We start from the raw sequence: 12,087 nt of genomic DNA on the forward strand, positions 1-12,087 counted from the left end.
ACCTGCTCGGGAGCCTCAGTCCAGCGCCCCGGGAGGCGCGACGCTCGTCTCCGGCACGAAGAAGTCCGGCGCAAGCGGGACGCCCGCTGTGACGCGGTATTTTGAAAAGTCCGTGACGCCCTCCTCGGCCAGGAAGGAGTCGTCGATCAGGAAGCGGCCCGTCGCGCTCCGCGCGTCCTTGAGGAACAGGGCGTGCGCGGCGTCCGCCATGATCTCCGGCGTGCGGCTCGCCTGCATCAGCGCGTCGCCGCCGAGGAGGTTGCGCACCGCGGCCGTGGCGATGGTGGTGCGCGGCCACAGGGCGTTGACGGCGATCCCCTTGCCTCCGATCCCCCTGCCGCGCAGCTCGCCGGCCAGCCCCAGCACGCACAGCGACATGCCGAACTTGGCCATGGTGTAGGCCAGATGCGGCGCGAACCACTTCTCCGCCATGTCGAGTGGCGGCGACAGCATCAGGATGTGCGGATTCTCCGCCCGCTCCAGATGCGGGATCGCGTACTTGCTCACCATGTAGGTGCCGCGCGCGTTGATCTGATGCATCAGGTCGAAGCGCTTCATCTCGGTGGCCGGCGTGTTCGACAGCGAGATCGCGCTGGCGTTGTTGACCACGATGTCGATCCCGCCGAATCTTTTCGCGGTCTCATCGAGCGCGTCCCGCACCGCCTCCTCGTCGCGCACGTCGACCGTCAGCGGCAGCGCCCGGCCGCCGGCCCGCTCGATCCGTTCGGCCGCCGTGAAGATCGTGCCCTCCAGCTTCGGATGCGGTTCGGCGGTCTTGGCGGCGATGGCGACGTTGGCGCCGTCGCGGGCGGCGCGCAGGCCGATGGCCAGCCCGATGCCGCGCGAGGCGCCGGTGATGAACAGGGTCTTGCCAGCTAAGTTCTTGCCCGCAAGGTTCTTGGCCGGACTCGTGCGATCGCTCATGTGTCGTGCTCTCCGATCCGGAAGCGCTCCGGCTGGCGGCCGTCGGCGTCGGTGAAGCCGTAGGCGCGGGCGAGGTCCCCGGCATGGACCGTCCGCCCGGATCGGTCCAGCACGCAAGGGTCGGCGGACAGCGCCGCGAGCGCCCGGCCGGCATAGAGCGGGCTCTCGGTGGCGCGGTCCGCCTCGCCGAGGTCGCGCACCCGCTCGGTGGCGACGAAGCCCGGCGAGAGGCCGAGCGCGCACACGCCGTGGGGAAGGAGTTCGGCGGCGCAGGCGAAGGCGAGGCGGTTCGTGGCCGCCTTGGCGAGGTCGTAATAGAGGTCGCCGAGATAGCTCTCGGTGCCGAAGGAGACGAAGGCGACCAGCCCCCGCTTCGCGGCGACCATGGCCGGGGCCACGGCGCGGGCCAGCAGCAGCGCCGGGTAAGGCCCCGTCCCCAGAAACCGCGAAAACGGCTCGGCCGAGCGGCGCCAGAACGGCGTGCCCCAGGCGGCGCCGTCGGGGTAGCGCGCGCCGTCGTAGCCCTCGTTGCCGCCCCAGACGCTCGACGCCGCGACGTCGATCCGCCCGAAGCGGCGCAGCGCCCAGTGCACGAGTCCGTCCACCGCCCGCTCGCTCGTGTGGTCGCACAGGTAGGGGTGCCCCTCGCCGCCGGCGGCGTCGACCGCGCGGGCGGTGTCCTCGATCGCTTCCGGCCGGGTCTCGGTGCGCCGCCCGGTCTCGGAGGAGCGGGCGGTGACGATCACCGTGGCGCCGGCCTCGCCCAGGCCGCGGGCGAGCCCCCGCCCGACACCGCGCGAGGCCCCGGCCACGAGGCAGACCTTTCCCCGCAACGGCTGCGGCATGGGGCCGTCAGGCCTTGCCCGAGAGGAAGCGGGCGAGCCTCCCTTGCGTCTCGGGATCGCGCAGGCCCGCCTCGAAGGCCTGCGCCTCCGCCTCGACCGCCGCCTCGACCTGCGCCTGCTCGCCCCGCATCAGCGCCCGGGTCGCCTGAACCGCGCGGCGCGGCAGGGCGGCGAGCCGGGCGGCCTGGGCCAGGGCATGCTCCTCCAGGAGAGCGGAGGGCACCAGCGCGTTGGCGAGGCCGAGCGAGACCGCCGCGTCGCCGTCGAAGGGCTCGCACAGCAGCATCAGCGCCGAGGCGCGGGCGAGCCCGATCCGGCGCGGCAGCAGGTGGCTGGCGGCGGCCTCCGGCACCACGCCGAGTTCCACGAACGGCATGCGGAAGCGCGCCTGCGGCCCGACATAGACGAGGTCGCAATGCAGCGTCAGCGTCGTGCCGACGCCGATGGCGAGCCCGTCCACCGCCGCGACCAGCGGCGTGCGGGTGCGGGCGAGCTGGCGGATGAAGCGCAGCGCCGGCATCTCCGTGAACGCGTCCCGCGGCACCGTGCCCGCAGACAAGAAGTCGGCGAGGTCGTTGCCGGCACAGAAGGCGCCGGGCAGCCCGGCGAACACCACCGCCCCGATGTTTTGCCCGATGTTTTGGGAGTCGTCGTCGGCGCCCGCCAGGGCGGCCGTGGCGGCGTCGTACATGGCGCCGGTCAGCGCGTTCTTCTTCTCCGGCCGGTTCCAGCGGATCAGCCGGACGCCGCCCGAACGATCCTCGATGGTGATGGCTTCGTTCATCCGCCCGCGCCTCACGCCTGTCCTGGTGGGTCCGCCCGCCTCCACCCTTCGGCCCCCGGCGACGCTTTGTCGAGGGGGCACCGGTGACACCTGGGCTGCGCCCGCCGCCTCACGGCGCTCGGCTCCCGCGCACCTCGCCCTCTCCCGTCGTTCCGGGTTCCGCTGCGCGGCCCCGGAACGACGGCGGCGTGGGCCGCCCGAGCCGAGGAGCCTTCGCGAGGCGCGCTGCGTCGATCCGCATGCGCGACCCGGGTATCCGCCGCGTCCGCCGCTCACGCGACCGTGACGGCACCGGCGAAACTTGGGCTGCTCACGTTCCGGATAAACGGGCTATGGGGTCACTCTACGCCCTGACGATCCTGGCCGGTCTCGCCAACGCGATCCAGCCGAGACAGAATGCGACGCTGTCGAAGTCGCTCGGCCTGCCGGTTACGGCGGCGTTGCTGACGCCGCTGGTCGGCACCGCCGCCTGCTCGCCGGTGGGCTTGCGCTCGGCAAGCTCGACATCTCCACCGGCGCGCAGCTCGGGCAGGTGCCATGGTGGGCCTGGCTCGGCGGTTTCTTGAGTATTCTGCTGATCCTGGCTCAGCTCTACGCCTCTCCTGCCATCTGCGCCGTGACGTTTTTGGGGATTATCGTGACTGTGGGCGTGCTCGCCTCGATCGTGCTCGACTATTTCGGGTGGGTTGGGTTCCCAGTGCACCCGGCGAGCTTTTGGAGGGTTGCCGGGGCGGTGTTGATGGTGGTTGGGGTGAAGTTGGTGGCGATTTTTTGAGATTAAATGTCTCTCGCCAACACCCCGCTGCGCTGTCGCGCTCGGAGGGAAACGGTCAGCGATCGGGAGTTTTGTGAGACACTCTAAGCTAACTCTAGCAGAAAATCGGTCGCTTAAAACATCGTACTGTCCACAGATTTACAGAGGGAATTGCATCGGTTTGTTGCGATCGCAATTCAATAATTTACATAAGTAATCCTCATAATTTATAATATACATATTTATTTCTCGTGATGATATTAATAAAATTGCTTTGTTAATCTTAGATTTACAGTATGGATTCGGAGTCGAAAGATTCAGGCGTCGCCGTGGACATGTGGGATGAAATGTATTGAATTGCTCATCTGAAGCAGAGCCAGTTGGAATAATTTTATGGCTTACCCAGTTTTGGTTGTGAGCGGTGAAAATCATAGGATAATAAATCTAGAAGAAAGGTCTACAAATGTTTTTGTAGGCGCTAATGGCTCGGGGAAAACACGGCTAGCTGTTAAGATTGAACAGACTTATCCCGTGATATCGCACAGAGTATCCGCACATAGGGCGCTTAATCTCGATCCAGAAGTTGAAAAAATTAGTGAAGAGCAAGCAGAGACAGCTCTCCGAAAAGGAGGTTTTAAAAATATGATGCATTTTACGCGCGAGCAAATGAGGTGGAAAAACAACCCGCACGTAAACATGCTGGATGACTTCAAGCACCTCATTCAACTGTTGTTTGCCGAGCAATCTAATACGGCGCTTATTACCCATGTAAATGCCCGATCAGGAAATTTCAATAACATACGTCAGACTAAATTCGAGGTGCTATCCAATATCTGGCATAAGCTAATCCCCCACAGAGAGCTGCATGTCACCGGCGACAATATTTTGGTTTCCGCGGGAGAAGGTAGAGATAAATATCCCGCCTCTGATTTGAGTGACGGAGAGCGCGCTTTATTTTATATAATTGGCCAAGTGATCGCTGCGAGTGTCGGTAGCATACTTATCTTTGATGAGCCCGAGTTGCATGTCCATAAATCCATATTGGCTAGAATGTGGGATGAATTAGAGGCGGCGCGATCAGATTGTACCTATGTAATTATCACACATGATCTTGAGTTTGCGGCATCACGGGTGGGGCAGAAATTCGTCATACGAGACTTCTCGCCGGCGCGAGGCTGGACAATCGAATCTGTGCCAGAGAATATAGGGTTTAGTGAGGAAATTACCACGCTGATTTTGGGTAGTCGCAGGCCTATTCTTTTCGTTGAGGGGCGCGCTACGAGTCTTGATCTTATGATCTATAGATCTTGCTACCCAGAGTGGACAGTAATCCCGCGGGAGTCGTGCGAGCAAGTTATCCATGCGGTTGCAACAATGCGGGCCAACCAGAGCCTGACGCGTGTGACCTGCTTCGGTATCGTTGACGCAGACGACCATGACGAAAGCTATCTTGCTACTCTGGGTGTTGCAGCGTTGCCGGTATCCGAAATCGAAAATTTGCTTCTTCTACCCGATATCGGCCGGGCAATTTTAGAGAAGGAAGGTTATGTTGGGGCTGAGGTTGATCAGCGTCTCAGTGCCCTTAAGCAAGAATTGTTCAATAAAGCCCAAGAAATAGGGGCGATTGATCGTGTAGTCGCGCGACACTGCCGTCGGCGGATTGATCGTATGCTCAAAAAAATCGATCTCAGCGCGGCTGTAACCTTAGCTGATATTTCAGCCGAGTATGGCCGGCAGACGGCTGCTCTTGACGTCGCTACCATCGGTGCGGAGGCAGAAGGCCGTATCCGACAAGCTATAAAAGAAGATAATCTGCCGGCATTCTTGCGGGCATATGATGATAAAAATTTCCTGGCAATCGCATCTAAACATTTAAAGGCCACTCATCCAAAAGACTTCATGGCTTGGCTCAGCCGTGTTTTGCGCAACGATAGCGTTCCCTCTCTAACGACGGCAATTCGAGGACACATCCCAGAAGTGACAGCACGATAGTTGCCATTGTTCAATTGTAGATTCTTGCTGTAAATGCTGGCGACTGGCGCGCGAAATGCGCGTTCGGAAAATCTCCTTGACATTCTAGACAAAAAATCCTACAACTCCGGCCGCTCGCCTCCCGGACCAACCGGGGGAGCTTTTCCGGTGACCGGCCGGCGAGGCTCGTTGGGAGGTGGGGCGGTTCCCGCGTCGGTGGCCCGGTCGCCATCGCCCCGGGCGCTGTGCGCGACACAACGCCGTCTCGGGAGGGGGCCATAGGCCGCTCTCGGATCGGCGCCCAGGAACAACCGGAGCCGGGTCCAATACGAGGTCCGGTGCGGACGAGTCCGCTCATAGCCGTCTGCCGAGGTTCCCTCTCCCCGTCCGGGGAGGCGGGCCGAGGGTCCCACAGGCGCATATGTCCGGGGTCGATGCCGGTGGAGCGACCGTGACGCGAAAACGGACGGGCGGCGCCCCGTGACAGGGAAGCCGACCGTCCGCGGGACGCCGGGAGACCGGCAAAGTTTCAAAAGAAATCCGGAGGTCTCGCGGCGTCCCGCGTCCCCCTCAGGTTTTTTCGGGAATGCGTACCCAGCCGGCCGATCGGCCCGCCGTCCTCCGGGCCCGTGTTCAGGGCCGCGGGGGTGAAGGTGTCTTGGAAAAAGGCTCTTTGACCGGTTGGAGGAAGCGCAGCGCGCATCCGGGCCTCGCCCTCATCCCGAGGGGCCGGCGCGCAGCGATCGATTCGGTCCCTCCCCTGTCCTTGCGAGGCTCCAGCCGAAGTCATCCGGCACTCCGCATCGTCCGGACCTGTCGCGCCCTGGATCGCTTCGCCGCCGCTCGCGAGGACGGCGCGGGGCGATAAGCCGAAGCGATCGACCGGACATCGTGGAACGGAGGCGCGTGAGCGGTCAGGCCACGCCGGTGCGCAGCAGGTCGTGGTAGTGCACGAGGCCGACGGGGCGGTCGGCCTCCACCACCACCAGGGCGGTGATCTTCATCGCCTCCTGGATCTGCAGCGCCTTGGCGAGCAGGGTCTCGGGGGGGATGGTGCGGGGGTTGCGGGTCATCACCGCCTCGACCGTCAGGCCCTCCAGGCCGGCATGCGAAAAGATCGCCCGGCGCACGTCGCCGTCGGTGACGATGCCGGCGAGCCGGCCGTCGGCCTCGACCACGAGGACGGAGCCGAACCCCTTGGCGTCGATCTCGGCGAGCGCCGCCCGCATCGGCGTGCCGAGCGCCACCACGGGCAGCCGCCCGCCGCCATGCATGACCTCGCGCACCTGCCGCAGGGAGGCGCCGAGCCGGCCGCCGGGATGGAACACGCTAAAATCGCGGGCGGAGAAGCCGCGGGCTTCGAGCAGGGCCACGGCCAGCGCGTCGCCCAGCGCGAGCTGCATCGCCGTCGAGGTGGTCGGCGCGAGCCCGTTCGGGCAGGCCTCGCGCGCCTTGGGCAGGGCGAGGCAGGTGTCGGCCTCGCGGCCGAGCGTCGAGGCGGCGTTGGAGGTGATCGCCACGAGGTCGACGCGGTAGCGGCGGGTGTAGCCGATGATGTCGGCCAGTTCCGTGGTCTCGCCCGACCACGACAGCGCCAGCACCACGTCGTCGGGCTGGATCATGCCGAGGTCGCCGTGGCTCGCCTCGGCCGGGTGGACGTAGAGGGCCGGCGTGCCGGTCGAGGCGAGCGTCGCCGCGATCTTGCGGGCGACGTGGCCGGACTTGCCCATGCCGGTGCAGATCACGCGGCCCCGCGCCGCCCCGATCCGCTCGACGGCCTGCGCGAAAAACTCGCCCAGGCCGTTGCCGATCGCCGCCATCAGGCAGGCCAGGCCCTCGCGCTCGGTCTCGATGGTGCGAAGCGCCGAGGCGATGGCGGGGGCGCGTACGGCCGCACCGTCCCGGTCCTCGATCCGCTGTGCCAGCGCCATGAAGCGGTTCCCGCGTCCCGTCTCGTCACGATTCGGGGGCTCTCTTCACCCGCGACTGTGGCCGCAAGGCGGCTGACCGGCGCGGGACGGGGCCGGCGGGCGGGGCGCAACCGGCCGTTAACCACGTTTCGCGTAGGCCAGTCGACCATGGCGGCCTCGCCGAGGAGCGGCGCCGGCCCTCGCAAAAAGGCCGTCGGCCGCATCAGGGAAAGAACGCTGCCGGTGTCACGCGAGCGGCCGAACGGGGACAGGCGCGAGGGACGCCGCGGCGCGGGCCCGCTCGCCCTCGCCCTGCTCCCGGCCCTGCTCGGCGCCCCCGCCCTCGCCCAGGACGGCAATGCCGGTCAGAACGACACGGGGCAGAACGACACGTCGTGGTCCGATCCCGGCCGGAGCGCCGCGCCGACGGCCGGGGGCCGGTCCCGCTCCGTCTTCGACGCGCCCACGGGCCTGCGCGGCGCCGGCGCCTTCGCCGCCCCCTCCCCGCTCGGGGCGAGCCCGGCGCCGGGCGCCGCAGCCTCCGAGGAGGCCGAGGAGGGCGTCTCGCGCCTGCCGCGCTTCCGCGCCGCGCCGAGCCTGCCGGGCTCCGCCGCCGCCCGCGGCACCCCGGCCCGGCCCTCGGTGCTGCGCCTGCGCGCGGCGCCCCCGCGCCGGTTCGGCTCGCCGACCCGCGCCATCACCCAGCGGCGCACGCAGGAAACCGTCACCGACCTGCGCCTGACGCCGGTCATCCAGACCCCCGTCTCCGGCGTGCCGCTGCCGACGCCGATCCTCGGGCTCGGCCTGCCCAACGCCGCCGGCTTCCTGCTCGGCACGGCGCTGCGCCGGCCGCTTCCCCCCGACACGGCCTACGCCCCGCTCGGCATCCAGCTCGGCACCTTCACCCTGCTGTCGGCCTTCACCCAGAGCGTCGGCTACGATTCGAACCCCGACCAGATCGGCTCGACCCGCCTGCGCCCCTCCCTGACCCTGCGCAGCGAGGCGGAACTGGCGCTGCGCAGCGCGTGGTCGGCGAGCGAGTTCACCGCCGAGATGAGCGGCAGCTACCTCGAATATCCGCAGAACCCGGAGGCGAGCCGCCCGAACGCGGTGGGCACCTCGCGGCTGCGCATCGACATCGACCGCGACACCCGCTTCGAGCTGGAGACCCGCTTCCTGCTCGACAGCCAGCGCCTCGGCAGCCCCGATCTCGGCACCGCGGCGACGACCCGGCCGATCTTCGCCACCTACGGCGCCACCGCGGGCGTGCAGGAGAGCTTCAACCGGCTGCAGCTCTCGCTGCGCGGCTCGATCGACCGCTCGACCTTCGAGGACGCGCAACTCGGCGACGGCACGCTGATCCGCCAGAGCGACCGCGACGCCAACCAGTACGGCCTGCGCCTGCGCGCGGGCTACGAGATCTCGCCGACGATCACGCCCTTCGTCGAGACCTTCCTCGACACCCGCATCTACGATTCGCCCGTCGACCAGTTCGGCCTGCGCCGCGATTCCGACGGCATCGCCTTCACCGCGGGCGCCACCGTCCAGCTCAACGGCGCGCTGACGGCGGAGGTCTCGGGCGGGCTCCAGCACCGTTCCTACGTCGACCGCACCCTCCAGGACATCGACGCGCCGCTGATCAACGCCGCACTGATCTGGTCGGTCTCGCCGCTCACCACGGTGCGCTTCAACCAGCAGACCGGGGTGGTCGAGACCGCGGTGCCCGGCTCCAGCGGCGCCTTCACCGACGCGGCGACGCTGGAAGTGCAGCACGACCTCTTGCGCAACCTGTCGATCACGCTGGGCGGCGCCTACCTGTCCAACACCTACGACGGCGTGAACATCCGCGAGCGAGGCTTTTCCGCCACCGCCCGGTTCGACTACCGCTTCAACCGCTGGCTCGCGCTGCGCGGCAGCTACATCTACTCGACGCTGACGAGCACCCTCCCGCTCTCGAGCTACGAGGCGCACACGGTGCTGCTCGGCGTGCGGGTGAATCCCTGAGGTCGAAGCATCATCCCGAAAGGCGGCCGCCGGCTTTCGGAAAAGATGATGCGACAGCAACGATGCTTCAGCGCGCGAGCGAGAGCGGCGCGCCGGACTTCGACAGGGCGCCGTCGAGGCTGCCGCCGGCTTGGCGCAGGCGCGCGGCGACGGTGCCGCCCGGCTGGTAGAGGTAGACCTCGCCGTCGCGAAAATCCCAGGCCGAGACCTTGGCGAGATCCTTGTTGGCGCAACCCGCGGCCGAGGCCTTGTAGAGGTCGAGCGACGGCGTGCTCGACAGGGAGAGCTTGCAGCTTCCCGACGCGTCGGTGGCGGTCCACGAGCCGACCACCGAGGAACGGCCGGTCGCCACCACGGGCGGCGGGGCGGGTGGAGGCGGCTCGATCGCCGGGGACGGCGCCGCGGCCACGCTCGGCAGCGGTTCGGCGGGGGCCGAGGCGGCGCCGGGCGGGGGAGCGAGCGGCTCGCTCGTCACCGTGCCGGCGGGCAGCGCGGGCGTGGCGGGTTCCAGCGCCGCCTGCGGCCGCGGACGCTCGCGCGGTCCCTCGAAGCGGTTCGAGGCGCAGGCGCCGACGCTCGCGGCGAGCGCGAGACAGGCGGCTTTCGACAGGAACCCACGCGTCATCAACGACCCCTCCCCCGGAACACGCAACAGTCGCGCTTGCCCTCTTGGGCAAATGCGCTTGCGGCAAGGCAAGCTGCACGGTGGGGCCGGGAAAAGCCGTCCCCAGGCCGGTTTTCGGAGCGGTGTGGCGGTCCTGCCTCAGTCGATCGGCGCGACTTCCAGGGGCTTCGAAACGGCGAGGGCCGCGCCCGGTTCGGACGCGGCCCTCGCGAGCGGCAAGTGCGAGCGGCAAGTGCGAGAGAAGGATCAGACCTCGCGCTCGACCATCATCTTCTTGATCTCGGCGATGGCCTTGGCCGGGTTCAGGTTCTTCGGGCAGGTGTTGGCGCAGTTCATGATCGTGTGGCAGCGGTAGAGCCGGAACGGGTCGTGCAGTCCGTCGAGGCGTTCGCCGGTGTTCTCGTCGCGCGAGTCGATCAGCCAGCGATAGGCCTGGAGCAGGGCCGCGGGCCCGAGAAACTTGTCGCCGTTCCACCAGTAGCTCGGGCAGCTCGTGGTGCAGCAGGCGCACAGGATGCATTCGTAGAGGCCGTCGAGCCGGGCGCGGTCCTCGGGCGCCTGCTTCCACTCCTTTTCCGGGGCGGGTGTCTCGGTCTGGAGCCAGGGCTCGATCGCCGCGTGCTGGGCGTAGAAGTTGGTCAGATCCGGCACGAGATCCTTGAGCACCGGCATGTGCGGCAGCGGGTAGATCCGCACCGCGCCGTCCTTGTCCTTGCGGGTGAGGAACGGCAGGGCGTTGTCGGGCGACTTGCACGCGTCGATGCCCATGGTGCAGGCGAGCCCGTTCTGGCCCTCGATGTTCATGGCGCAGGAGCCGCAGATGCCCTCGCGGCAGGAGCGGCGGAAGACCAGCGTCGGGTCGATCTTGTTCTTGATCCACAGGAGCGCGTCGAGGATCATCGGGCCGCAATCGTCGCGGTCGACGTGATAGGTGTCGATGCGCGGGTTCTTCCCGTCGTCCGGGTTCCAGCGATAGATCCGGAAGGTCTGGACGTTCTGGGCGCCGTTCGGCGCCGGCCAGGTCTTGCCTTCGGTGACCTGGGAATTCTTGGGGAGATTGAACTGGGCCATCGCTCGTGCCTTTCCGGGGGCAGCGGCCTCGCGGCGCGCTCCGATCTTGAGAAAAATCCTATTGCCGACCGAGCCAGCCGGTCATGACCCGCTCGGCCTCCGCCTTCGGCGGCTGCTGCGCGGCCGGGCCGGACAGGCGGAACTTGACGAATTGGCCGCGCAGGCCGGTGAGGCAGAGCAGGCTCCCGGTGGGGCCGAGGGCCGGGTGGTCGATGGTGAAGGCGCGGCAGGTCAGCTTGGCGCCCGGCACGCGCACCGCGCCGCGATCCTCGCTGCCGCGGTAGACGCCCTGCGCCACCGCCGTCCTGATGTCGCCGGCCGCCTGCGTGAGCTGCCCGGCGACCGCGGGTGAGGACGCTCCGTCGGGGATGTTCGCGACGCCGCCATCGTAGACGTGGATATCCGCCTTCCAGCGGCCGTCGGTGTAGACGACGGAGTAGCCGAGCCCCGGTGCCCGAGCCTCGTAATCGGTGCGCGGGCCCCGGGCGAAGCCGGCGACCTCCGCGGGAAAGGCGAAGTCGGGCCCTCGTGCCACCGCCGGCAGAGCCAGCACCACTGCCGCGGCGCATAGGGCGATGTGGACGACAAGGTATCGAGAGAAGATCATCACTCGGAAGCCTGTCGATCAACCATATGCGGAGGCGCCAGCCCCTCGCTGCAGGCCGCCTGTGACTCTTCGTGAAAAGTGAACCGAGTCATATGCTTGTGCCCTCAGTGGAATCCGCCAGGGGCGTGTTGCGATCGAGGATGCGCACCCGTGCCTGGCGGGTTAGGGTGATGCCGAAATCGAGGTTACGGGTGAGGACGACAGCTTGGTTCGCCCGCGCCCAGGCCATGATCGCGTCGTCGGCGGCATCCTGAGGACCGATCGTGCTCCAGTGCACCGCCTCGACTCCTCCTTCCTGCAACGCGGCCGTCCGGTCGATCGACGAGTTCATATCGATGACGACCTTCATTCCGCCGCGACCAGAGCGACGTCGCGGAAGCCGGCCGGCGACGCGCCGAAGCGCAGCGCCTCCAGCACGTCCCCGCGCGTCAGGTATGGGTAGCCCGCGAGCAGTTCGTCGATCGTCGTCCCTTCCCCCAACTCGCCGAGAATCATGCCGACCGTGACACGCAGGCCCCGGATGCAGGGCTTGCCCCCCATGACCTCGGGATTGACCGAGATCCGGGGGAAACCTTCGAAGGTATGTGTCATG

Annotated in this window: 11 protein-coding genes and 1 pseudogene; 3 read left to right on the forward strand and 9 right to left on the reverse strand. The window is 67.1% G+C overall.

The window, feature by feature from the left end:
* Positions 1-15 precede the first annotated feature (15 nt).
* The 3 genes from PGN25_02020 to PGN25_02030 are packed head-to-tail and all read right to left on the reverse strand — an operon-like array spanning position 16 to position 2,553.
* Positions 16-924, reverse strand: coding sequence for an NAD(P)-dependent oxidoreductase (locus tag PGN25_02020; protein ID MEH3116405.1), 909 nt, complete (start codon positions 922-924; stop codon positions 16-18).
* The gene (locus tag PGN25_02025) at positions 921-1,769 is read right to left on the reverse strand and encodes an SDR family NAD(P)-dependent oxidoreductase (GenBank protein ID MEH3116406.1); all 849 of its coding nucleotides are present in this window, start codon (positions 1,767-1,769) and stop codon (positions 921-923) included. The genes PGN25_02020 and PGN25_02025 overlap by 4 nt, the downstream gene beginning before the upstream one ends.
* 7 nt (positions 1,770-1,776) lie before the next feature.
* Positions 1,777-2,553, reverse strand: coding sequence for an enoyl-CoA hydratase-related protein (locus PGN25_02030; GenBank protein MEH3116407.1), 777 nt, complete (start codon positions 2,551-2,553; stop codon positions 1,777-1,779).
* Between the two features lie 332 nt (positions 2,554-2,885).
* On the opposite strand from PGN25_02030, the pseudogene PGN25_02035 reads away from it, so the two are divergent.
* Positions 2,886-3,328: pseudogene (locus tag PGN25_02035) on the forward strand (DMT family transporter).
* A gap of 372 nt (positions 3,329-3,700) precedes the next feature.
* Positions 3,701-5,299 (forward strand): AAA family ATPase, encoded by a 1,599-nt coding sequence (locus tag PGN25_02040; protein ID MEH3116408.1) that lies wholly within the window; start codon positions 3,701-3,703, stop codon positions 5,297-5,299.
* Positions 5,300-6,192: 893 nt separating this feature from the next.
* Here the strand turns inward: PGN25_02040 and PGN25_02045 are convergent.
* Positions 6,193-7,209 (reverse strand): KpsF/GutQ family sugar-phosphate isomerase, encoded by a 1,017-nt coding sequence (locus PGN25_02045; GenBank protein ID MEH3116409.1) that lies wholly within the window; start codon positions 7,207-7,209, stop codon positions 6,193-6,195.
* Positions 7,210-7,431: 222 nt separating this feature from the next.
* Here PGN25_02045 and PGN25_02050 point away from each other — a divergent pair, with 222 nt between their 5' ends.
* Entirely contained in the window at positions 7,432-9,192 is a 1,761-nt protein-coding gene (locus PGN25_02050) for an outer membrane beta-barrel protein (protein MEH3116410.1), read from the forward strand.
* Positions 9,193-9,259: 67 nt separating this feature from the next.
* Here PGN25_02050 and PGN25_02055 read toward each other — a convergent pair whose 3' ends face one another.
* The 5 genes from PGN25_02055 to PGN25_02075 form a co-directional block, all read right to left on the reverse strand.
* A complete protein-coding gene (locus PGN25_02055) occupies positions 9,260-9,817 on the reverse strand; it encodes an AprI/Inh family metalloprotease inhibitor (GenBank protein MEH3116411.1) in 558 nt (185 codons plus the stop codon).
* Between the two features lie 246 nt (positions 9,818-10,063).
* Positions 10,064-10,888 (reverse strand): succinate dehydrogenase iron-sulfur subunit, encoded by an 825-nt coding sequence (locus tag PGN25_02060; protein ID MEH3116412.1) that lies wholly within the window; start codon positions 10,886-10,888, stop codon positions 10,064-10,066.
* A 58-nt stretch (positions 10,889-10,946) separates the two neighbouring features.
* Positions 10,947-11,495: a hypothetical protein gene (locus PGN25_02065; GenBank protein MEH3116413.1), complete on the reverse strand. Its 549-nt coding sequence runs from the start codon at positions 11,493-11,495 to the stop codon at positions 10,947-10,949.
* An 88-nt stretch (positions 11,496-11,583) separates the two neighbouring features.
* Positions 11,584-11,844 carry a DUF5615 family PIN-like protein gene (locus tag PGN25_02070; GenBank protein ID MEH3116414.1) on the reverse strand — a complete coding sequence of 87 codons (261 nt, stop codon included), beginning with the start codon at positions 11,842-11,844 and terminating at the stop codon, positions 11,584-11,586.
* Positions 11,841-12,086 carry a DUF433 domain-containing protein gene (locus tag PGN25_02075; GenBank protein MEH3116415.1) on the reverse strand — a complete coding sequence of 82 codons (246 nt, stop codon included), beginning with the start codon at positions 12,084-12,086 and terminating at the stop codon, positions 11,841-11,843. The genes PGN25_02070 and PGN25_02075 overlap by 4 nt, the downstream gene beginning before the upstream one ends.
* Between the last annotated feature and the right edge of the window lies 1 nt (position 12,087).

Source organism: Methylorubrum populi, assembly GCA_036946625.1.
GTDB lineage: Bacteria > Pseudomonadota > Alphaproteobacteria > Rhizobiales > Beijerinckiaceae > Methylobacterium > Methylobacterium populi_C.

What these genes read in the sequence shown, in the direction of transcription:
- PGN25_02060 (MEH3116412.1), bottom strand. Translation starts at nt 10,888, where the DNA reads ATGGCCCAGTTCAATCTCCCCAAGAATTCCCAGGTCACCGAAGGCAAG.
- PGN25_02065 (MEH3116413.1), bottom strand. Translation starts at nt 11,495, where the DNA reads ATGATCTTCTCTCGATACCTTGTCGTCCACATCGCCCTATGCGCCGCG.
- PGN25_02040 (MEH3116408.1), top strand. Translation starts at nt 3,701, where the DNA reads ATGGCTTACCCAGTTTTGGTTGTGAGCGGTGAAAATCATAGGATAATA.
- PGN25_02025 (MEH3116406.1), bottom strand. Translation starts at nt 1,769, where the DNA reads ATGCCGCAGCCGTTGCGGGGAAAGGTCTGCCTCGTGGCCGGGGCCTCG.
- PGN25_02055 (MEH3116411.1), bottom strand. Translation starts at nt 9,817, where the DNA reads ATGACGCGTGGGTTCCTGTCGAAAGCCGCCTGTCTCGCGCTCGCCGCG.
- PGN25_02030 (MEH3116407.1), bottom strand. Translation starts at nt 2,553, where the DNA reads ATGAACGAAGCCATCACCATCGAGGATCGTTCGGGCGGCGTCCGGCTG.
- PGN25_02070 (MEH3116414.1), bottom strand. Translation starts at nt 11,844, where the DNA reads ATGAAGGTCGTCATCGATATGAACTCGTCGATCGACCGGACGGCCGCG.
- PGN25_02075 (MEH3116415.1), bottom strand. Translation starts at nt 12,086, where the DNA reads ATGACACATACCTTCGAAGGTTTCCCCCGGATCTCGGTCAATCCCGAG.
- PGN25_02045 (MEH3116409.1), bottom strand. Translation starts at nt 7,209, where the DNA reads ATGGCGCTGGCACAGCGGATCGAGGACCGGGACGGTGCGGCCGTACGC.
- PGN25_02020 (MEH3116405.1), bottom strand. Translation starts at nt 924, where the DNA reads ATGAGCGATCGCACGAGTCCGGCCAAGAACCTTGCGGGCAAGAACTTA.